This is a genomic window from Phytobacter diazotrophicus (genome assembly GCF_052061655.1).
GTDB lineage: Bacteria > Pseudomonadota > Gammaproteobacteria > Enterobacterales > Enterobacteriaceae > Phytobacter > Phytobacter diazotrophicus.
Genome location: NZ_CM125428.1, coordinates 4,267,349 through 4,287,199 on the forward strand (window position 1 = coordinate 4,267,349; position 19,851 = coordinate 4,287,199).

13 protein-coding genes and 1 tRNA gene are annotated in these 19,851 nt (G+C 47.3%); 9 read left to right on the forward strand and 5 right to left on the reverse strand.

Annotated elements, in window-relative coordinates; translation table 11 throughout:
• The first annotated feature begins 94 nt into the window (after positions 1–94).
• The 8 genes from ACS0RQ_RS20835 to ACS0RQ_RS20870 all read left to right on the forward strand — a co-directional run bounded on the left by ACS0RQ_RS20835 (position 95) and on the right by ACS0RQ_RS20870 (position 12,040).
• Positions 95–409, forward strand: a complete 315-nt coding sequence (locus ACS0RQ_RS20835) for a lipoprotein (protein ID WP_271850267.1) — start codon at positions 95–97, stop codon at positions 407–409.
• Positions 410–610: 201 nt separating this feature from the next.
• The gene (locus tag ACS0RQ_RS20840) at positions 611–3,685 is read left to right on the forward strand and encodes an autotransporter outer membrane beta-barrel domain-containing protein (protein WP_271850268.1); all 3,075 of its coding nucleotides are present in this window, start codon (positions 611–613) and stop codon (positions 3,683–3,685) included.
• Positions 3,686–4,042: 357 nt separating this feature from the next.
• Positions 4,043–4,246 carry a hypothetical protein gene (locus tag ACS0RQ_RS20845; protein WP_271850269.1) on the forward strand — a complete coding sequence of 68 codons (204 nt, stop codon included), beginning with the start codon at positions 4,043–4,045 and terminating at the stop codon, positions 4,244–4,246.
• A gap of 759 nt (positions 4,247–5,005) precedes the next feature.
• Positions 5,006–7,093: a dynamin family protein gene (locus ACS0RQ_RS20850; RefSeq protein WP_334634401.1), complete on the forward strand. Its 2,088-nt coding sequence runs from the start codon at positions 5,006–5,008 to the stop codon at positions 7,091–7,093.
• Positions 7,083–7,727, forward strand: coding sequence for a hypothetical protein (locus ACS0RQ_RS20855; RefSeq protein ID WP_271850271.1), 645 nt, complete (start codon positions 7,083–7,085; stop codon positions 7,725–7,727). Before ACS0RQ_RS20850 ends, ACS0RQ_RS20855 begins: the two co-directional genes overlap by 11 nt.
• 1 nt (position 7,728) lies before the next feature.
• Entirely contained in the window at positions 7,729–10,908 is a 3,180-nt protein-coding gene (locus ACS0RQ_RS20860; protein WP_271850272.1) for an ATP-binding protein, read from the forward strand.
• Positions 10,905–11,642, forward strand: coding sequence for an HNH/ENDO VII family nuclease (locus tag ACS0RQ_RS20865; protein WP_271850273.1), 738 nt, complete (start codon positions 10,905–10,907; stop codon positions 11,640–11,642). Before ACS0RQ_RS20860 ends, ACS0RQ_RS20865 begins: the two co-directional genes overlap by 4 nt.
• Positions 11,642–12,040 (forward strand): SMI1/KNR4 family protein, encoded by a 399-nt coding sequence (locus ACS0RQ_RS20870; RefSeq protein WP_271850274.1) that lies wholly within the window; start codon positions 11,642–11,644, stop codon positions 12,038–12,040. Before ACS0RQ_RS20865 ends, ACS0RQ_RS20870 begins: the two co-directional genes overlap by 1 nt.
• A gap of 323 nt (positions 12,041–12,363) precedes the next feature.
• Here the strand turns inward: ACS0RQ_RS20870 and ACS0RQ_RS20875 are convergent.
• Positions 12,364–12,429 (reverse strand) — tRNA-Arg (locus ACS0RQ_RS20875).
• Positions 12,430–12,552: 123 nt separating this feature from the next.
• Here ACS0RQ_RS20875 and ACS0RQ_RS20880 point away from each other — a divergent pair.
• A complete protein-coding gene (locus ACS0RQ_RS20880; protein WP_271850275.1) occupies positions 12,553–13,770 on the forward strand; it encodes a tyrosine-type recombinase/integrase in 1,218 nt (405 codons plus the stop codon).
• 2 nt (positions 13,771–13,772) lie between these two features.
• Here the strand turns inward: ACS0RQ_RS20880 and ACS0RQ_RS20885 are convergent, their stop codons facing one another.
• From ACS0RQ_RS20885 to ACS0RQ_RS20900, 4 genes are all read right to left on the reverse strand, one after another.
• Positions 13,773–14,096: a hypothetical protein gene (locus tag ACS0RQ_RS20885; protein ID WP_334634406.1), complete on the reverse strand. Its 324-nt coding sequence runs from the start codon at positions 14,094–14,096 to the stop codon at positions 13,773–13,775.
• Positions 14,096–14,335 (reverse strand): hypothetical protein, encoded by a 240-nt coding sequence (locus ACS0RQ_RS20890; RefSeq protein ID WP_271850277.1) that lies wholly within the window; start codon positions 14,333–14,335, stop codon positions 14,096–14,098. The genes ACS0RQ_RS20885 and ACS0RQ_RS20890 overlap by 1 nt, the downstream gene beginning before the upstream one ends.
• Before the next feature lie 103 nt (positions 14,336–14,438).
• Positions 14,439–15,596 (reverse strand): tail fiber domain-containing protein, encoded by a 1,158-nt coding sequence (locus ACS0RQ_RS20895; RefSeq protein WP_334634408.1) that lies wholly within the window; start codon positions 15,594–15,596, stop codon positions 14,439–14,441.
• 42 nt (positions 15,597–15,638) lie between these two features.
• Positions 15,639–19,808: a TipJ family phage tail tip protein gene (locus tag ACS0RQ_RS20900; RefSeq protein ID WP_334634410.1), complete on the reverse strand. Its 4,170-nt coding sequence runs from the start codon at positions 19,806–19,808 to the stop codon at positions 15,639–15,641.
• Between the last annotated feature and the right edge of the window lie 43 nt (positions 19,809–19,851).

A 19,851-nucleotide genomic window follows, 5' to 3' on the forward strand; every position in this document is an offset into this window, starting at 1 on the left:
ATTCCAGAAAAGAGAAATATCTTATTTCAGTTCTTAAAAAAGAGAAATGTTTTGCCATAGCGCAATCGATACGGACTGATTACAAGGATAATTTATGAAAAAGCCACTCATCGCATTCATCGTTACAATTATGGTCGCGGGTTGTTCAACGTTGAAAACCGATCAGGCTATTCCGCTCCTTCAGGCGGAAACAGCAAAAATGCTGGGACTGGGATCATCCGATGAAATTACAGTTACCCAGGTGAATGGTGCTCAGCCTGATGCGCTGGGCGGGCAAAAACTTACCTATCGCGCGACCACAGAAAAAGGCCGTATTTTTGATTGCTCATCCATGATGATGCCGGGAATTTTAGGCTCTGCGCCAACTCTGAGCGCACCAACCTGTACGCCGGTTGTTACCCATAAATAATCTATCGCAGAGAACGTAACTACCGTTCTCTATTTTCACCCGTCGCAGCGTAATAACCAGGGAGTTATAGGTTTTCGCTTCGCCGGATAATTTACCTGCACGCCTGAATTCGCGAAATAAAGCGTCATACAAGTCAGTGAATTTAATCTCTATAAAACAATGACCTTCGCGACATCACGTTAATCAATCTGGAGATAGCACGTGAATGACAATTTCTCGCACCAATTAAAAGTGAAAACCTCACTTTCTAAACTTTACCTCGCTCTGTTCTCTGCCCCGCTGATGTTATTGATGCCCGAGGATACCCGGGCTGCCGATGTGATTTTTGACGGCGATACCCAGGTCACGCAGTCGTTAGTCTATACCGACGATGTCTATGTGGGCCGCACGCAGAGCGGCAACTTACTCATCAATAACGGGAAAATAACGGCTTACAACGTCAATATCGGCAGGCTCTATAACGGTCAGATTTTCAACAGCACGGTGACGGTCAGCGGGCCGGATGCTGAGCTGAACGCCCTGAACGATCAATTTGTACTGCACGGCAGTATGGACCTTGGCCTCGGCACGCTACGAGTCGAAAATGGTGCGCTGGCCAGCGCGAAAGAGATCGTGGTGGGCACCACCCGGGGCTATGACAGCCACCTTATCGCCACTGGCGCGAACTCCCGTGTCACCAGTAACTATCTGAGCGTCGGCACCACCGCAGGTTCACGCTCCACTGTTTCAATCGAGGATGGCGCGACCCTTACCACCAACCTCCAGGCACGCATCGGCGATGGCTACGATCCGGATGAAACGGATAAGCTGAACCCGAAAGCCACAGTGACGGGTGAAAACTCCCGTTGGAACGTCACCCAGTTACTGACACTTAACGGCGACCTTGACGTGCTCAACGGCGGCGCAGTTAACGTCGGCAGCATTGAGGTCGAGGGGGTTTCCGGTACGCGCAAAACCGCCGAGTTGTACGTCGCGGGCAATAATTCCCGCTTCACCAGCGGTGGCAATATCCTCGTGGGCGATTACGGTAACGGCGTCGTGTCAGCGGTGGATGGGGCGGTGATCTCCGCAGGCAGTAACGCGATCGTGCTGGGCGATACCGGATCGGGTTCCAACCGCGGAGCGCTGGTTATCGGTAGCCGCGGCAATATAGATACCGGCACCGGCCTTACCGAACCCACTCTGGGCGCAGCCGGTGGCGCGGGCACCATTGATGCCCAGACGGCAGTTGTCTTGCGCGGTGGGCTGTTCGGCAGCTACGTCTACTTCAATCACACCGATGATAATTATCTGTTCGCCAACACCATGAGTGGCGAAGGTGATGTCATCAACGCCTCGGGGCAGACGACACTCAGCGGCGACCTGACCGGGCTCAAAGCGAATGTCCTCGCCCGTGGCGGCAAAATTATTATTGCCAGTGATATCAACACGCAGCCTGAAACCAATATTTTTGATATCCAGACCCTGAGCGCAGAAAACGGCGGGACGTTAATCCTCAACGCCACCGCCGGGAGTGACGTCAGCAACGGCCTTGGCTACAGTAGCGCCGCGTCGATTAAAGCGGGCGGTACCCTTGGCGGCACCGGCACCCTCGGGCAAACGGAGATCCTCTCCGGCGGTCATATTTCTCCGGGTGATGGCGGCATCGGCACCCTGACGCTGAAACGCTACCTGAACTTTATCGGCGAGTCGTTTTATGACGTCGATATTACCGGTGACGGGCGCAGCGATCTGCTGAACGTGGAAGGTAAAACCACCATCAGCAATCAGGCTATCGTGCAGGTCACCGCACTCGATCCGCAGACCAGCTACCAGACCGGCCAGGTCTATCGCATTCTCAACTCGGCAGGCGGTATTGATGGTCAGTTCGCCTCTGCGGTCTCTAAATCTGCCTTCCTGGATGTGGCATTGAATCAGAGCGCAAATGCCGTAGACCTGAGCATCACGCAGAAAGAGAACGGTGAGAATCCGGGGAATCCGGGCGGTGAGAATCCGGGGAATCCGGGCGGTGAAAACCCGGGCAACCCGGGCGGTGAAAACCCGGGCAACCCTGGCGGTGAAAATCCGGGCAACCCCGGCGGTGAAAACCCGGGTAATCCGGGTGGCGAGAATCCGGGTAATCCGGGTGCGGGCAACCCCGGCAGCGGCAAACCGGGCATTTTCCAGACTGTGGCACAAACGAGCAACCAGTGGAATACCGCAGGTGCGCTCTCTACCCTCACACAAAGCGGCCCATCGCTGGCACTCTATAACTCGCTGCTGATGTTAAGCGCACCGGAAGCACGCGACGCGTTCAATCAGCTCTCGGGCGAGGCTTACCCTTCCGTTCAGTCCACTCTTATTGCGGGCAGCACTCAGTTGTTTAACGTGTTGAATCAGCGCATGGCGAGTTCATTCGACAATGACACGTTGCCGATCCCGCCGCTGGCCATGTCATTTGCTCAGTCAGCCCCTGCACAGAACAACGGTGTGTGGGGACAGACATTCGGCTCCTGGGTGAAAACCGACGGCGACGGTAATACCGGTAAGCTGGACGGTAACACCGCGGGCTTCCTGCTGGGTGCCGATCGCAAGCTGGACAGTCATAACGTAAGAGTGGGTGGCTTCTTCGGTTACAGCCGTGGAAATTACGATGTCGACAGCCGTCGCTCCTCAATGGATATCGATAATTACCATCTCGGCCTGTATGCAGCGGCGCGTCAGGATGCGTTCTCCCTGCGTGGCTCACTGGGTTACACCTGGCATAAAATTGACGCCGAACGTAAGGTTGATTTCAGCGGCTACTCGGATCGCCTGAGTGCCAATTACGACGCCAACTCACTGCAGGCCTTCACCGAAGCAGGCTACCGCTTCGGTCAGCCGGAGCAAAATATCGAGCCATTCGTTAACCTGAGCTATATCCGTCTGAACACGGATGACTTCAAAGAGGACGGCGGTGCTGCAGCCCTGAGCGTGCGTAACGACACGGTTGACACCTTCTTCTCGACGCTCGGCGCACGCGCGGTGACTGAACTGCCGAAAAACGTCAGCCTTTACGGCTCGCTAGGCTGGCAGCACGCCTACGGTGACAGAAAAGCCTCCTCGCGTATGGCGTTTGCTGGCAGCGACGGCTTCACGAGCGAAGGTAACCCGGTTGACAAGGATATGCTGGTAGGCGACGTGGGCGTCAGCTTTACACTGCCGCACTCGGCGACGCTTAATGTCGGTTATAAAGGACAAATCGGTTCCGACACCCGTGTCAACGCCGTGAACGCCAATCTCCGCTGGTCATTCTAAGTGATGTAGCGTATTACCAGGCCGCCCCGATGGGCGGCTTTTTTGTTAACAGGGCGAAGGGATAGCCAAGAGTTTTACTCGTCGGTAACCGCGCTACGGAAAGAAAATAGGTAAATGACATAACTCGCGCCCGGACAGTTTGTGATTCAGGCAACCTGTCTCAACTTGATTGTTCCATAACCTGGCAATCTGGTTCCCCGCCACACCATATATAAATCATATAACTCTATAAATACATTAAGTTAACCACCAAACGTTCCCATGAAACACCCTGAGCAAATCGAACCACCTGGTAACCTTGAGCATGAAGGTGTAATAGTCAGAGAAAGTGGATTCCCTTATCGTTGAGGTGGTTTTATGCGAGCAACAGAACAGAGTAAAGAGGAGATGGCGAAAGCTATCGGTTACGCAGTGATGGAGTTAGAAAACACTGGATGCGCTATTACGGCAGAAGCCATCCATGCGCGGCTGGAAATACGCAAAGGATCCGAAAAGGCGTTTGCAGAAATAGCAGCGGAACAGCCATACCAAATCAGGTTTAACGAATCGTTGTGTGGATGAAAACCTACGGATTCGAACATACGTAATAATCATCTGATCGGTATGGTTTAAAAGGGTACCAGCAATTATCTAACCACGACTCTTTTCCTTCAGCGCGCTTTTACCGCAGTGAGTGCCGGAGTCGGCAAGGAGGGCCGCAATTTTTTATTGCTCCATTGTAAGGGCGTTGGCAATCCGGAATCACTCATTGCTTCATGGTGGGTAGATTACGAAGCGATATGACTTGTTTATCAATTTGTCCCATTATGCGTCATGGATAAATTAAATATGGAGACGCCTTTTTTCATCAGAAGATCTGCAAAACTGCTCCCCACACAAAAAGTACCCTAAGATTATAGCGCCAGCCTTGCCAGTTGGCAGAACGGTTAACACACAGTGATAACCGAAACGATGGGGTTCCAGTGTCAGGACCGTGATGCAAGCAGTTATAGTGGCGCACCAGTCGCCAAACACTGTAGCAGGTCAGTCCCTCACATATTTCTATAACACTTTACTGCCTCTGCTCCATCACCCGGAAAACAGATCATCCTGCGAATTTCCCCCTGGTGTTTATTCATTCTGACGCAAAAATCTGCTCTATTCAGAAATCGAAGCCCGACATAAGTAATACTTTCCTTAAGGAAGGGCTGTGATTTGCCGATATAGAAATTTCGATAGATCAGCCACTACTGACACAACCTGTCACTTGTAACTGGTAGCATCAAGGTAAGCTAATAACTTTTTATATTAATATATTTAGGATCGCTTAAGGATAAAGTAATGATCACAGACTACAAATCGCGAAAAAATGAGGTGCTGGCTTCCCATAAAAAGGTTGAAGATCTGGTCGCAGAGATAACAAAAAATGCTCAACGCATAGGGGTTCCAGGCCCCCTGGAGCGTTTAGAGCCACTTTTAACTGATATCCGCAGTAAAGTAGAAAAAATTCGCAATGACCGATTCAGCCTGATGATCGCGGGTGAGTCTAAAAGCGGAAAATCAACTTTTATCAATGCTTATTTAGGCGTTGAACTTCTTCCCATGGATGTAAAACAATGTACCAGTGCTATCATTGAAATCAAAAATGGTGAAGAGTTTTATGTCAGGGCAACTTATGCGAATGGAGACAAAAAAGAAATCCGCGGAGATGCTGAGGCCAGAGAATTTTTAAAAAAAAATGCGGCGTTAGACGACGAGTATCGGGATATACCCGTCCCTACAATTAACAGTGAAATTATTGTTAAGTCCGGAATGCGAGCAGCAAATAAAGGAACTTTGATCAAAATCTTAAAAGCTGAAATAGAAGATTTTCTGAACGCACTAGAGGTTCAGGAAGCTAACATCCATAACATCCCGGTGCAGGACTACAACCGTAAAATAAAAAAATACATTGAGGAAAGAAAAAATAGCTGGCAGACCATTGTCACCAAAATCGAAGTCGTTTTTCCTTTCGGTGAAGAAATGCGTGGTATAGAAATTATTGACAGCCCGGGGGTTTGCGCCCGAGGTGGGGTTGCTGAAATTACATCACAGTATATTGAAAACGCCGATGCAATTATATTTTTAAAGCCAGTGTCCGGCCAGGCTTTGGAATCAACGCAGTTTAATCAATTTATAAAAAACGCAAGCGTGGCGAGAAATAAAAATGCACTGTTTCTCGTTCTTACACGCACAACGAACGTAACGCCAGAAGATCTTCGTAGATTAGAAGGTGAGGCTTATCAACAGTTTAATAATATTGACAAAAATAATATTCTCTTTGTTGATAGCAAAGCCGAGCTATACGCCAAGAAACTCGCCAACATTGATGAAATCGAAGCCGAACTTCGGCGGTTAAATCAGGCTGGTACTCTCGATGATTTTGTTGTTAAAGCGTACAATGACGTTAGTGGCCTTTTTGGCAATGGGGACAAAAACGATTTTATTAAGGTCCTTTCCGAGAAATCTCGCTTCGAGCAAGTCTATAATGCCATGGAGACTTTCGGGCGTAAGGCTCATTATATTTTGTTGGTATCATTGCTGGATTCCATTTGTGATCTCTATAGAGCTCTTTATAGTGATTTAAATTTTCAAATGGATATATTTCAACAAAAAGCAGAAGATCCGACTGAGTTGTCAATAAAGATAGCCACAACTAAAAAAGAGCTAGATATTCTTGAAGATAAAATGCGTAGTGGCGTTGATAAAGTAAGGCAACACTTTCGAAGTGATGATGGATTAATTCGTAGCTCAGCTGAAAAAGCAGTTTCCGACTATAAAAAGCAAATATCATTAATCGATGAAAACTCATCTGATGCTTTTAGCGAACTGGAGAGAGAATCAATAAAAAAGATTAATGGGTTCAAAGTACTAGCGATAGAATTGCAAGAAAATATTATTACAGAATTTGATAAAGAGCTCGTTTCGTTAAGCGATAATAGTACGATCTCTTTTGAGTGGCTACGTCCAAATTTCACACAAAGTACTTTTGCTGAAATCCGGGCATCAACAGAATCTAAAGCAACAGAAAGACAATCCTATGAAGAGGGAGTTACATTTAAAGAGACGCATACGCGATCAATATACTCCAGAGGGAAACATTACAATCTTATTAAAACGAACATTCTGTCCCGCCTCCAAAACATAAAGGGCGATTTGATTAAAAATCTTATTGCATTTGTTGATAATGTGAGTGACAGATATATTTCAGAACTGAAGGAAAATGCCAGAACCAAGAAGAAAGAATTGGATATCATCATTGAGGCAAAAATAACAGCCGAGCAGATAAAAGAAATAATCAACAATCTGACTATTTTACTTACCAATGTTACCAGTGAGCAATCAGATGCTGAAAAGATAAAGCGAGGTATCGTTAAAAATGTACAGTGAAATGATTGCTCCTAAAATTGATAAAATGTTTAACGATCTTCGGATAGAAATACAAGAAGTAGTTTATGAAACGGGTTCATTAAACGATGCTATAAATAACATTTATCAGCGTGTCATTTCAGAAACCACATCGCGTAGCGAATTAATGCTTGGTGACATGCTATTTGAGTTAGACCGCGCATTGTTTAACACGCCATTTTTCGCTGATAATCTTTCCAGAAAAAATGAATTCTCATCATTGGGCTTGCGAAAGGAAATCACAAATAAATATCAGTTCACCACAACCGCCACAGTCAATTACCAGGAAGCATCCAGAATTCTGCGTGCGTTTAAAATTGGTGGTGTAATTCTTATTTCCGGTGGTGTATTGGGCCTCGGCGTCATAGTTTCCTCTGGACTTGAGTTATCAAGTTTAGTTCCTATTCCTGTTAGTGCGATTTTTGCTACTGCGATAGGTGCAGCGCTAATGGATTACCTCTTCATTGGACCCCAAAAAAGCAAAAAACGTTTTTCTTCTGCTGTAGATAAATATCTCAACGAGGCTAAAGAGCAATATCTTAGCTGGTTTGATAGTGTAGAAAATTATTACAATATTCGTGTTGAGCAGATTAAAGAAACAATCCAGGGAATGTAAAATGAACAATGAGATACACGGCGTTGAGAATATATTTGATGGCAATACCTTTGACATTGATTCGAATACGATTGGTGAACAAACCGAAGCATTCTTGCAGCAGATCTATCCTTCATATCTCGTTGAAAACCAAAATATAGAACAGATGCTGGATAAGCACAGTACGCTTCAGCTTGACGGGATGACCTATTTTCGTATCCGTAGCTGTACCGCGGAATCAGTGGATAATGCTTTTGAGGAAATAAACTCAAAAATTGAAAAGCTCTTTACTGCATTACATTCTATAAATGTTACAGTAGGGTATGGACTTGTTAGTCACAACGGTATTACTAATATCGTTCTTGGCATTTATTCAAATCGTGATGTAGAAAGTGTTAAACGTATAACAGAAGGAATGCTTTCAGGGATTGAGTTGGTCAGTTATGCACCTGACTTCTCTGCAAGGAAGAATCCACAAATGATTTCTGGTGTGCTTTCCGGCATTCCCTCGCTTTATATTCAAGGAAAAAAACAATCCTTTAGTTTATCTTCTATTATGCGCAGCTTGAATGGTAATGATTATACGGTACTATTTATTGCAAAGCCGGTAAACGTGAGCGACGTTTCTACGGATATCTCTAAACTTATTTCGATAAGAGACCAGGCTTTTGCCGTTAGTAAACGGAATATCGCACGGTCAAATAATCATTCCATAACACATTCGCATACAGATAATGTAAATGATGGAAAAAGTAGTACGGCAGGTCAAATCGGTGCGGCTGCTGGTGCCTCTGTCGGTGCGATAGCGGGATCCTTTATCCCCATGCTAGGAACTGGCATCGGAGCCGTGGTTGGCGGTAGCCTTGGCACGTTGATTGGGAATGTGATCGGGGGAGGAAAAACGCACTCAGAAGGATATAGCGATTCGGTATCAGAAGCCATAACAAATGGCGGAACTATCGCTGGAGATATCCAAAATGGCTTTGCCCTGGAACTTATTAACTATGCAGACAAAGCGATTGAACGGTTAAAAATCGGCCAAAATAATGGCATATGGCAGACCGCAATTTCGTACTCGGCTGATTCATACACATCAAAAAATATTATAAAAGCTTGTCTTCTTGGTGAGTTGTCCAGGCCAGATGTGGATAAGTTACCTTTACGTGAATTTGAGTTAAATCCATCCTCAGAAGACGTACTACGCATTCCTGATTTTTTAGCACATGAAAAGCGAAATCCGTTGTGCTCATATATGAATTCAGCTGAGCTGGCACTCATGTGTACATTGCCGACTGAAACCGTACCCGATTTTGAATTACGTATTGAAAAAAGCTATCCGCTATTCCGAACGATTAATGGTTTAGATTCGATAAATATTGGTTTTGTTGCCGATGGTAAAAAACCCATCCAGAATATGCCTTTCGCGCTCAGCTCTCTTGATTTGAATAAGCATACATTTATCTGTGGTATAACTGGCAGCGGAAAAACCACTACTGTAAAGAAAATATTGATCGAGGCTAGAAAACCTTTTTTAGTTATTGAGTCTGCCAAAAAAGAATATCGTAATATTGCTGTAGATACTACCGTATATACACTTGGCAAACCTGAACTGAACTGCCCTCAAATCAATCCCTTCTATATATTACCAGGAGTAAGTCCACAGACGCATATCGATTATTTAAAGGATCTATTCAATGCGTCATTCTCTTTTTACGGACCAATGCCTTATATTCTGGAAAAATGCTTACATACAGTATATGAAAATAAAGGCTGGAATCTGACCCTTGGATACCATCCTATGTTAACGAATAGCCAGCGCGAAACAGATTTCTTCAATATTGAATATACAAGAAAAAAATACTCCCTTAAGAGTCACAAGTACCTTTTCCCGACAATGCAAGAATTAAAGGATGAGATAGCGCGTTATGTAGAAGAGGAATTAAAGTACGATGGTGAAGTTGCAGGAAATGTTAAGACTGCGATTAAGGTACGTTTGGAAAATTTATGTGGTGGCGCAAAAGGCTTTACTTTTAACACAAATGAATATCTTGATTTTGCAACACTACTTGAAAAAAATGTGGTTGTTGAGTTAGAAGGATTGGCTGATGATTCGGATAAAGCATTTAGTGTAGGTTTATTGGTTATATTCATAAACGAATACAGACAAATTGCTAAAGAAATCAGTGGTAATCAGAAGACCGAGTTAAAACATCTACTGGTAATTGAAGAAGCGCATCGGTTGTTGAAGAACGTTGATACGGAACGCACTACAGAGACATCGGGTAACCCTAAGGGCAAAGCCGTCGAGCATTTTACAAATATGATCGCAGAGATGCGATCTTATGGACAAGGGGTTATTGTAGCTGAACAAATCCCGACCAAGTTAGCCCCTGATATCATTAAAAACTCGTCGACTAAAATTGTTCAGCGTATCGTTTCTATGGATGATCAAAAGGTAATTGCCAATACCATCGGTATAACCGAGAATGACGCATTACAGTTAGGGACACTCGAGTCTGGCTATGCATTTTGCCATAAAGAAGGAATGTCCTTACCAACCTTGATTAAAGTTTCAAATAAAATTAAGAATGAGAAAGAGTTCGAGCAGGAATTAGATGTTTATGTTAGTGATGAATCTTTGTACTATAAAAATAGCAGTCGTTTTTCAAAAATTAATAATAACCTGGCGCGTGTTGCCCTTGATAGCGATGATACAGCCAAACGTATTGTCTTCGCATTCATGAATACTCTTTTTATCGAATCAGCTTACATTAGTTTTACATCGTACAGTCTTATTCTCAAAAAAATAAATAGCCTACTTATTCAAAGAGGCGTTTCTTTTGTGCTATGTCGGGATCCTTCGCAAGTTATATCGGGTTACATTGCAGATGTTTTACTGACAATGATTGTCAGAGGTGTTTATTGTACTGATGCTTTGCCAAATGATTCATTTTTCGAAAAATTACAAGATACCTTTTCTTTACCTACAGTTGATAAATTTCAGGGGATAAAAGAAAGTTTGTTGAAACTTTATAACCGGAATATTGCAACGTATGCAAAGCAAAATATCACGTATCTGGTTAAGCGTTCTCTGAAGCAAGATACAGATATAAGTGCTTCAATTCTCGAGTATTTTACGCAGATCACCTCTGGTACAATGAATGAGATAATGGCATCGGTAAAAGGAAGTAGCATCTTATGAACAGCGGAATCGAGCTTATTCTTAAAGACAGTAAAGATTTGCCACCTCGTCTGCCGGAAGGGAAGGATCTTCCTGTGATTCATGACCTGACCGAGTCACGGGAATATAATACCAGTGGTGGGATCGAAAAGCCTGATATCGCATTTATTGAAAGAACAACTCGCGCTGCGTTGATCGAGCGGCATGGCTTCACGCTTGTCGAGCCTCATCCTGACACTGGAGAGGCAGAAGGAGAGTCTGATGCTTCTGAAAATAAAGGATTAACTGATGATGAAAAGGCCGTTATTAAAGAGGAAACGGGTTGGTCAGATGTGATCATTGATAACATCCAGAATATGAAGCAATACGAAGTTCTCAAGAATGCGGGATTGATCGAAGTTACAATTAATGGGCGGATATGCCTTATCAAGGAAAATATAGACCTTGATTATACGGATAGTGATGGGATCTCTAACCGTGACCGTATCGCTCGTGGACTGGCTCCTCTGGATAGTAAGACGGGGAAGCCACTTGAATTGCACCATCTTGGTCAGAAAATGGATTCACCGCTCGTAGAATTAACGGCAGAAGAGCATCGAACGGGCGAATATGAAAATGGAAAGAAAAATCAGAGCCTTTGGCATGATAATACCCTTGAAACAGAGGTGCATGGTGAGGGAAACTCCTGGTCTCAGGAGAGAAAAGAACATTGGTCATCCCGATCAGATAACCTTTTAGAAGAAGGTAATAAATAATGAACGCAATCGTAAACACAATCCAGACATTACCTAACTTACTACCATTAAAGGCAGCATCAAAAACTGAAATAACAGATGCCGAACTTCAATTGAGAGTCAACTTTGCTGAGGAGTACCGGTTGTACTTATCAACATTTGGCGCAATTATGGCTGATGGTATTGAATTAACCGGGATAGCTAAATCAGAACACCGAAATGTTGTTCCTGTTACGAAACAAGAATGGGCACTGAACACTCATGTACCTCGTAACATGTACGTCGTTGAGAATACAGGTGTCGATGGTATTATCATTTGGCAAGATACGCATGGTATTATTTATCAAACATCGCCAAATAGTCAGCCAAAGATTATTGCACAGTCATTAAATGATTATATTGTTGATCGAAAAAAATAAGCCATTCCGTAGTAAGTATCTCGCATAATCGTGCTATGCACACAAAGCGAGTCTTTTTACGCTTTGAAACGTGAATATAGGCCATGGGATTGAGCCCTGGTTCGTCAGCGAACTTGTGGGCTTTATCTCCTGCCCTGCAGTTTCGACCTGACGTGCATTCATGAGCCATTTGTGCAGGGTCACCATCACATATACCAACAAATACTACTTGATGTACGTTGATACGAGTAGAGCCCGGTAGAATAACGACGCGCTAAATTCAGCCAATATCTTGAATTTTAGGCATAAAAAAAGACGTCGGTTGACGTCAGTTTACTTGAAAATGGTACGCCCTACAGGGTTCGAACCTGTGACCTACGGCTTAGAAGGACGTAAACGGCTGATTTCGCATAGTTTCCTCAAGTTTCACCAGATTTCATCATAATGAAAATAAAGGGATTTTTTGGCTTGTTTGGTTTCTTGTGGTTTCATATTATTTCAACATAACCTGACCCACAACCTGACCTGCAAACATGGCAAGCACACTACTAACAGACAGCAAGATTCGGGGGTTAAAACCTAAACCTTCGGCATATTATACCTGGCAAGCGGCGGCGACACGAGGTACCGGAAGACTTGGAGTGAAGACCTATCCGTCTGGTCGTAAGACGTTCGTCTATCGCTACTATATCACTGGTAAGGAGAAGTTTATAAGTCTTGGCGACTACCCTACGCTATCCCTTGCAGAGGCAATTCAGAAAGCTCAACAGGCCGCTATAAACGTAGCTGAGCCACAGAAAGCAGTTACTGATCATGCCACTGTGAAGATGTTATTTGATGACTATATTGCAGACCAAAAAGCAAGGGGTAAAAGGTCTTATGATAAAACGCAAAACAGACTAAACCAGGTGCTCGAAAGTAAGCATATCGATCCTGGTATGGAAGCAAAATCGATTACGCCTGATCACATAAAACATGTGCTCGCTGAATTTATCACTCGTGGAGCGAGAGCAGGTGCCAATAAGGTGCGTGCTAACCTTCATGCAGTTTTTAATTTCGGGCTTTTTGCTGACAATGATCCGGCAAACCTGGGAAAGAAAACCGTATATGCACTATCAAGTAACCCCGTCTCGGTAGTCCCCTCGCAACGAGGAGCTGACAAGGCGCTGGACAGGTTTCTTCAATGGAATGAATTAGCACAGTTACTCGAAATCTTGAGTCGAGACCCGGCATCTGTTCCACTTAGCTATGACTTTTCGCGGTTGCTTTTGCTCTGCATTCACACTGCGGGACAGCGCCCTTGGGAGCTTATGACAAACCTAAAATCTAATTGGGACAGGAAAGGTAAAACATTAACTGTGCCACCCGCTATTTCAAAGAACGGCGACTATCACGTAATTCCATTGAGTGATTCAGCTACAGCGATTCTGGAAGATATGAGTCAACGCTACCCTGATAGTGATTTTCTGTTCCCGGCAGAAACGGCAGAAGGGCATCTTCTTTCTGCTGAATACGGCAAACAGTTAAGGAAGTTTTGTGAGCGGGAACCGTTCAATAAATTTACACCCAGGGACATAAGACGCACGTTTAAAACTTTGGCGGGGGACATGGGGGTAAGTACAGAAATGCGTGACAGGTTGCAGAATCATAAGCGGCCAGGTGTTTCAGCTAAGCATTACGACCGCTATGATTACATCAAAGAAAAAAGAGAAATAATTCAACAATGGGAAGAAAGGTTAAATTCCCTTTAACCTCAGATAACAGGGGAGTCATCCTCCCCTGCTCGATTGACGAAATACGTTACTCGACCAAGCACAACGATATCTTCCAGCGCCTCACCTTCAATTGCCTCCCCGTCTTCCGTAATGAAGGCCGTCCCCATCAGTTTCGCAAACTGCGTAGCGCCATATAAAGAGATCACTACAATGCATCCCTGCTCAATGGTGGCAAGGCTGGCATCAATGACCGCATAACCGGTTGAGGTTGGCAGAACTCCACACGTTGGTTTCATGCCGCAAATCGCATCAAGCATCAGCCTGGTTTCGGCATAATCAGTTGCAGGTAATACAAAGCCCATTACCGAACCCTCCCCATATTGCGAAGCAACCAGAGACGGTTTTCACTGAAATCTGGCGTTTTATCGACGAAGCTGGGCTGGTTCAGTTCAATCCACCTGTTGGCGTCCTGCTCTGTGAAATGGTGGTTGTAGGCCCGTAATTTACTGATAAAATCCGAAGTCCTCAGACACATATAACCCTTTGGGTTGAGTTGTACGGCTTCACGGAACGCGACAAAAACATCGTTTCTGCGGGGCATAGTCACCTCCTGAAAATACTGTATATGAATACAGTAGTTTTTATTGAGCAACAGATCAACTCAGCTTGTGACTATCAATTTTTAGCACTGAATAACGCTTTGATTACTCTGTCGCTGGTACCTCGGATTTTTTTGTCTCCAGTTCAGCAACGCGCGCCGTCAGTGCGTCAATCTGCGCCATTAGAGCCAGAATGGCCTCATGATGCAGAGCTGCCGCAACGCCGTAGGAGTCCGGAGACAATACATTCTTCACCACGCCGCCATCTGGCAGGGTCACATCATGAGTCTCAACAACTGCATCCGGGAATGCCCGCTGTACATCCTGAGCTGTCAGGCCTATTCCGTAACTCCCGTTAGTTTTCCAGTGCCAGGATTGCCCCCGCATAAGAGCCATTTTTCCCAGCGGGTCAGTGATTGGGCCGTCCAGGTCTTTCAGTCGTTCGTCACATGTCGGAGTCCATGAAACGCCGGTTGCCACGCCAGACTGAGAGAAAATCCAGTAAGCCGGTGCGCCTCCGTAAGCCAGTTGAATTACCCCGTACGAGCCGTTACCATGGACAACCTGTGCATACAGCGAAAAATCAATCCCGGCATAAACACCAGTGCGGAATCTGGAACCGACTGACTCTGCGTTTGTTGTTGTACCGTTGGCAGGCATTGCAGCGGGTGAAGTACCACCAGATTTTACCGACCCCGCGATAACCCCGCCCGACTTCCCGTCTATTGTGCTCAGGCGCGTATCACTGCCCTCACAGAAGCTACCTGCAGTCGTACCGAATGGGTTAGCTGCCCCGGTACCGCCCTGCCCTCGGCTTAATGGTGTTGTCAGTCCACTGAGTGAAGTGATATCTGAGTTAGCCCCTTTTTTTGCCAGCGACTTCTGTCCGGGAACCGTGACGGCCACACCATTAATCGTGATAGTGACGTCACCCGCCCCGTTCATCACGTCGGCGAAGCCCGACATATTCCGCTGATACAGCGTCAGCGTCTCAGCGATATTCTGCGCCAGACCGTCAACGCTCAGCGAATCACTCAGCAGGATGGCGTAAGCGGTACCGGCTGCAAGTGCCGGATTCGCCGCTGGCGTTACGGTGAGTTGGGTCGCGCTGTTGATTGCCGTTATCTGGAATACCTGTGGCGGTGTAGTCAGGGAAATCAACGAGCACCCAACCCGTATGAGCGAACCTGCCGCTGTAAAATTTGTGCCAGTACCCGTCAGGATATTGCCGTTGACCGCAATCGAGCCAGTTGTGTAAATCATGTTTTCTCCAGGCATAAAAAAACCCGCCGGAGCGGGTTGAAATCAGGATTGAGTGAACGAACCGGAACCCCTGGATACGTGTATTGTCGGGGAATAAATACCAACGTTCGCGTGATATGTCGCATTATCACTGCGCATCTGAATCGAACAATTCACCACCTGTCCGGTAACGCGGGCGCTGTGCATAACCGTGACGTACGTAGGACGCGATCTGTCAGTATTTGGTGGGGTATAAACGTCAATGGTTCTGCTCGACCCACCAATGGTGAGAATCGCCGTCCCTTTTGTCTGAGTAATCCCTGCACCGGCCTCTGTCGCAGAAATCTGGACCTTAACCAGCGCCATTATCACTACATGTTTTTCACCAGGCAGGTTACCGGAATCGGTGTATACAAAATTTCGGGTGACATTATCTCCCTCAATATCACTAAACGTCTGCCCCACAGCCACATCGCCGATAAATGATTCAGCCTGAACTGTGCCTTTAAACGTCCCGCTGGTCGCATTGATTTTCCCGGTAAACTCCCCGTCCGTCGCATAAACAGTCCCGCGTACCGTGACGCCGTTAAACGTCGCGTATCCAGATTTGTTAATATGCCAGCCGACATTCCCTGTCCCGTCCCAGGTATTTGACTGAATGTAGTTACCAATTTTCAGGTTTCCAACAGTCCCGTCCTGGATAAACGTGTCACGAATAAACGTCTGGCCGTTCTGAATAACAAACGGCAGTGTGACGGCGGCTCCTGCCTGAGACATAACAGCGAAACGGTCAGCAAGAAAAATAACCTGTGACTGCATGCCGTTGGGTGTGTTTTGCACACCAATCCCCATCCCTGCCGCGTACTGCACGCCGTTGGCGTCTATACCGACTTTGATGCTGTACATCGCATTCAGATTGTTGTTGATATCTGCTACTGCCTGAGCGTTAGTGGCGATAGACAATGTATGGCTGTTAACCGTTACACTCAGTGAATTTATCTGCGTGGCAGATGCCTGCTGATAACTGGAGAGGGACTGAGACAGACTGCTTATAGTCGAGGTATTCCCAGCCACGTCCGTGCGGAGTTGGAGTAATGATTGCGCAGTGGCCTCATTACTGCTGGCGACAACGTTCTCAACGCGCTGAATGCTGGCCACATTAGCGCCGTACTGCACGCTCTGTTTTACATCCTGACTCACCTGCGCCAGTGTGTTCTGAATCAGTGCCACCGCCGTGTTTTGCACCCCGCCAGCCGCGTTAGCCGTTTTCCCTGACAGTTCGTCGAAACGGGATGCGGTAGAACTGTCGAGGGTGGACACCGCCTGTGTGAGCTGGGTTACGTTAGCGGTATTGTCCTCCGTCTGAGCCGTCAGTGTATCAACCGCCGTGGCGCGGGCCTGAGTCTCGTCAGAGAGCGCCTGCGTGAGCTGTGTTACCTGTGCCGAGTTCTGGTCGGTTTTCGCCTCCAGGCGCGTGACGTCCGTAACGCGGGCCTGTGTTTCTGTGGCAATCACCTCCCGCAACTGAGTGAACGATGCCGAGTTTGCGCCGTTCTGCGCCGACTGTCTCACCACCACATCAGCGATAGCCAGGGCATTACCAATGATGGCCTCTGCTGTCTGTCGGTTCGCGCCCACTGCCGCCGCCAGTTGGTCGGCGTTTTGTCTGACCGCCTCTGCCAGTTCAGCAACCTTTTCACTGCTCTCCACGGCATTTTCAATAAGGTCTTTGAACAGTTCGGTATCCTTGATCTGCTCAAGCACGGCATCGGTGATATCAGACACATCAACACTGGCCTGCCCCCTCACCCAGTCGGTGTACCCCGACTCGTTCCCGGTTCTGTCCACCAGTTGCGCGCGGTACCAGAAAACCTGCCCCGCTTTGAGTCCCATCTGCTGATATTTGCGCAGCGGATACGGCACGTCTGCCAGCAAAACCGCATCATCAGTCGTCCCCGTGGTGCTGTACTGAATTTCCGTTTTCAGCGTGTCGTCCGTGTTCGCAGGGAATCCCCAGTTCAGTTCAATGCCGAAAACCACATTGTCTGATGCGGTGAAACCGACAGGTTTAGGCGGATTTCCCGTTTTCCCGGTCAGTGTTGTCTCGGTTGAATATCCCCAGCCGGAGGAAATTTCAGCCGCGTTGATAGCCCGCACCCGTGCAAGATAACGTCCGGTGTAAATGGCCGGTACCTCAAACGACGCGGTAGAGCTGCGGGGTACGTTCACCCAGTCGCCATCGTTACGCCGCCACTGGGCCTCGTAAGAAATGGCATTAGGTGCCTGGTCCCAGCTGACGCGCATCGTCTCCAGGCTGATCCCCTGATTCACAACGGCATAGCTGGAAATGACGATATTCGAAGGTGCAGACTGATTACCCGGCGGGATAACGCTTACCGGGCGCTGATCGATAATCGCACCTGTATCGATGCGGGCATATTTATCCGGGTCGTGTGCGGCACCCACGATGGTGAACGTGCCGTCGTCGTTTTCCGTAACACTGACGACGCGGTATTGTTGAGCATAAAGCGAATCTGACTCAACCACCCACACCGCCTGGGCTTCTGGCGTTGTAGTGAACACCGTCGAAACGGTGACTTTATTTCCGCTGACTGCCTGAATGGTGCGGCTCTGTGATGCGCCTGTCGGGAGGTTCACCATGATGCGATCACCCGCCACGGCATCCGGTACGCGGTCGAGCGTCAGTACCCGACCACTTACCGCGCTGATGCGGCCACCTGTCACTTTTCCGGCCAGATCCCTGTCGCTGACAGCAATAATGTATCCCGGCTGCGGGATATTCCCGTCGAGCCCGACAGAAAAGGTCACCACGCGGTCTTTGTTATTGGTCAGAATGCCCCAGCGCCCCTTACGGTTTGCCTCCGATTGCCGGGTGCAGCCGATAGCCGTCAGTTCAAGCTGGTTAAAGCCAAAGCGACGCACCAGATCCTGCTCGAATACAGGCTCCATTGCGTCGGAATACGCATTCGCCGGGTCGGAGTATGAAACCAGTGCAGAGGTATAGCGGGTTTTAGAGGTGCTGCTGCTGTACGTGAATTTACCGTCAAGGGTATTTGCGTTCGTGTAGCTGTAATCGACATCACGCGGCATATCAGCCAGAGCAACAATCTGATTGCCGCCCCAGTACGTCATACCCCGGAAAATAGCCGCAAAATCCCTCATGACTGTGTATGCATCGTTACGGTCCTGCACATAAACATTGCAGGTGTAGCGAGGCTCCAGACCATCACCGCCTTTCCCGTCAGGGACAAGCTGATCGCAGTACTGCGCAACCTGATACAGCATCCATTTATCGATGTTAGCTGCCGTCAGCCTGTCGCCCAGCCCAAAGCGATCAGTTACCACCAGATCATAAAATATCCACGCCGGATTGTCCGTCCACGCCCACTTAAAACCACCCTGCCATGTTCCAGAATATGAACGAGTAACGGGATCGTAATTATCCGGTACGCGAATCACACGCATATAGGGTTCGCAGGAAATCTGTGGTACTGAGCCATTAAACTGGCTGGAGTCGAACTCAATGTACAACAGAGCGGTATTCGGGTAACGCAACTTGGCGTCGATCACTTCCGTGTAGCTCTGCAAGGTCATGGTATCGCCGATTTTTGCGCTGTTCGCGTCCGCAGTTATTTTGCGCAGGCGAACCGTCCACGTTGTGGCACCGGCTGGCAAATTGATGCGATGACTGCGCTCGTAACCGCTGGTCGTTTTACCGCTGACTGAGGTATTAATTACCGTCTGGAACGCGCCGCCGTTTGTCTGCAGATCAATGGCGTAGTTAATGCTGTAACCCACCAGATCGCCATCATCTTCCTGCCTGAAAATTGACGGCCATTTAAGGCGCAGGCGAACTGCAGAAAGCTGGGGATTCGTAAATGTACGGGTCCAGGGAGTTGCACTGGAAACAGTAATACCGCCTGCGCTGATCTCGTTTTCACTGCCCGGCATACCCTGAATGTAGGGCTGCGCCTGTGTGCCTGCACGAAACTCCCAGGTTACACCGCTGAAATTTGACGAACCGTCAGCATTAAGCAACGGCGTACCGTCCAGGAAAATACTTTGCCCAGTGAGGCCGCCGGAAAATTCACCCTCACCCAGCGCCAGCAGGATTTTTGCTTTCGCTACCGACTGGAGGTCATCGGGTTGTTCAGTTGGCGTGCGGGAACTGGAGCTACCGCCCTTGCGACCCTGAATTTTCTTATTTGCCATATTGCGCCCATAAAAAAACCGCCCGGAGGCGGTCATTAAATTG

Bases quoted from the DNA above. Each gene is read 5' to 3' on its own strand.
- ACS0RQ_RS20835 (WP_271850267.1), top strand. From the start codon at position 95: ATGAAAAAGCCACTCATCGCATTCATCGTTACAATTATGGTCGCGGGT.
- ACS0RQ_RS20845 (WP_271850269.1), top strand. From the start codon at position 4,043: ATGCGAGCAACAGAACAGAGTAAAGAGGAGATGGCGAAAGCTATCGGT.
- ACS0RQ_RS20850 (WP_334634401.1), top strand. From the start codon at position 5,006: ATGATCACAGACTACAAATCGCGAAAAAATGAGGTGCTGGCTTCCCAT.
- ACS0RQ_RS20855 (WP_271850271.1), top strand. From the start codon at position 7,083: ATGTACAGTGAAATGATTGCTCCTAAAATTGATAAAATGTTTAACGAT.
- ACS0RQ_RS20860 (WP_271850272.1), top strand. From the start codon at position 7,729: ATGAACAATGAGATACACGGCGTTGAGAATATATTTGATGGCAATACC.
- ACS0RQ_RS20865 (WP_271850273.1), top strand. From the start codon at position 10,905: ATGAACAGCGGAATCGAGCTTATTCTTAAAGACAGTAAAGATTTGCCA.
- ACS0RQ_RS20870 (WP_271850274.1), top strand. From the start codon at position 11,642: ATGAACGCAATCGTAAACACAATCCAGACATTACCTAACTTACTACCA.
- ACS0RQ_RS20880 (WP_271850275.1), top strand. From the start codon at position 12,553: ATGGCAAGCACACTACTAACAGACAGCAAGATTCGGGGGTTAAAACCT.
- ACS0RQ_RS20885 (WP_334634406.1), bottom strand. From the start codon at position 14,096: ATGGGCTTTGTATTACCTGCAACTGATTATGCCGAAACCAGGCTGATG.
- ACS0RQ_RS20890 (WP_271850277.1), bottom strand. From the start codon at position 14,335: ATGCCCCGCAGAAACGATGTTTTTGTCGCGTTCCGTGAAGCCGTACAA.
- ACS0RQ_RS20895 (WP_334634408.1), bottom strand. From the start codon at position 15,596: ATGATTTACACAACTGGCTCGATTGCGGTCAACGGCAATATCCTGACG.
- ACS0RQ_RS20900 (WP_334634410.1), bottom strand. From the start codon at position 19,808: ATGGCAAATAAGAAAATTCAGGGTCGCAAGGGCGGTAGCTCCAGTTCC.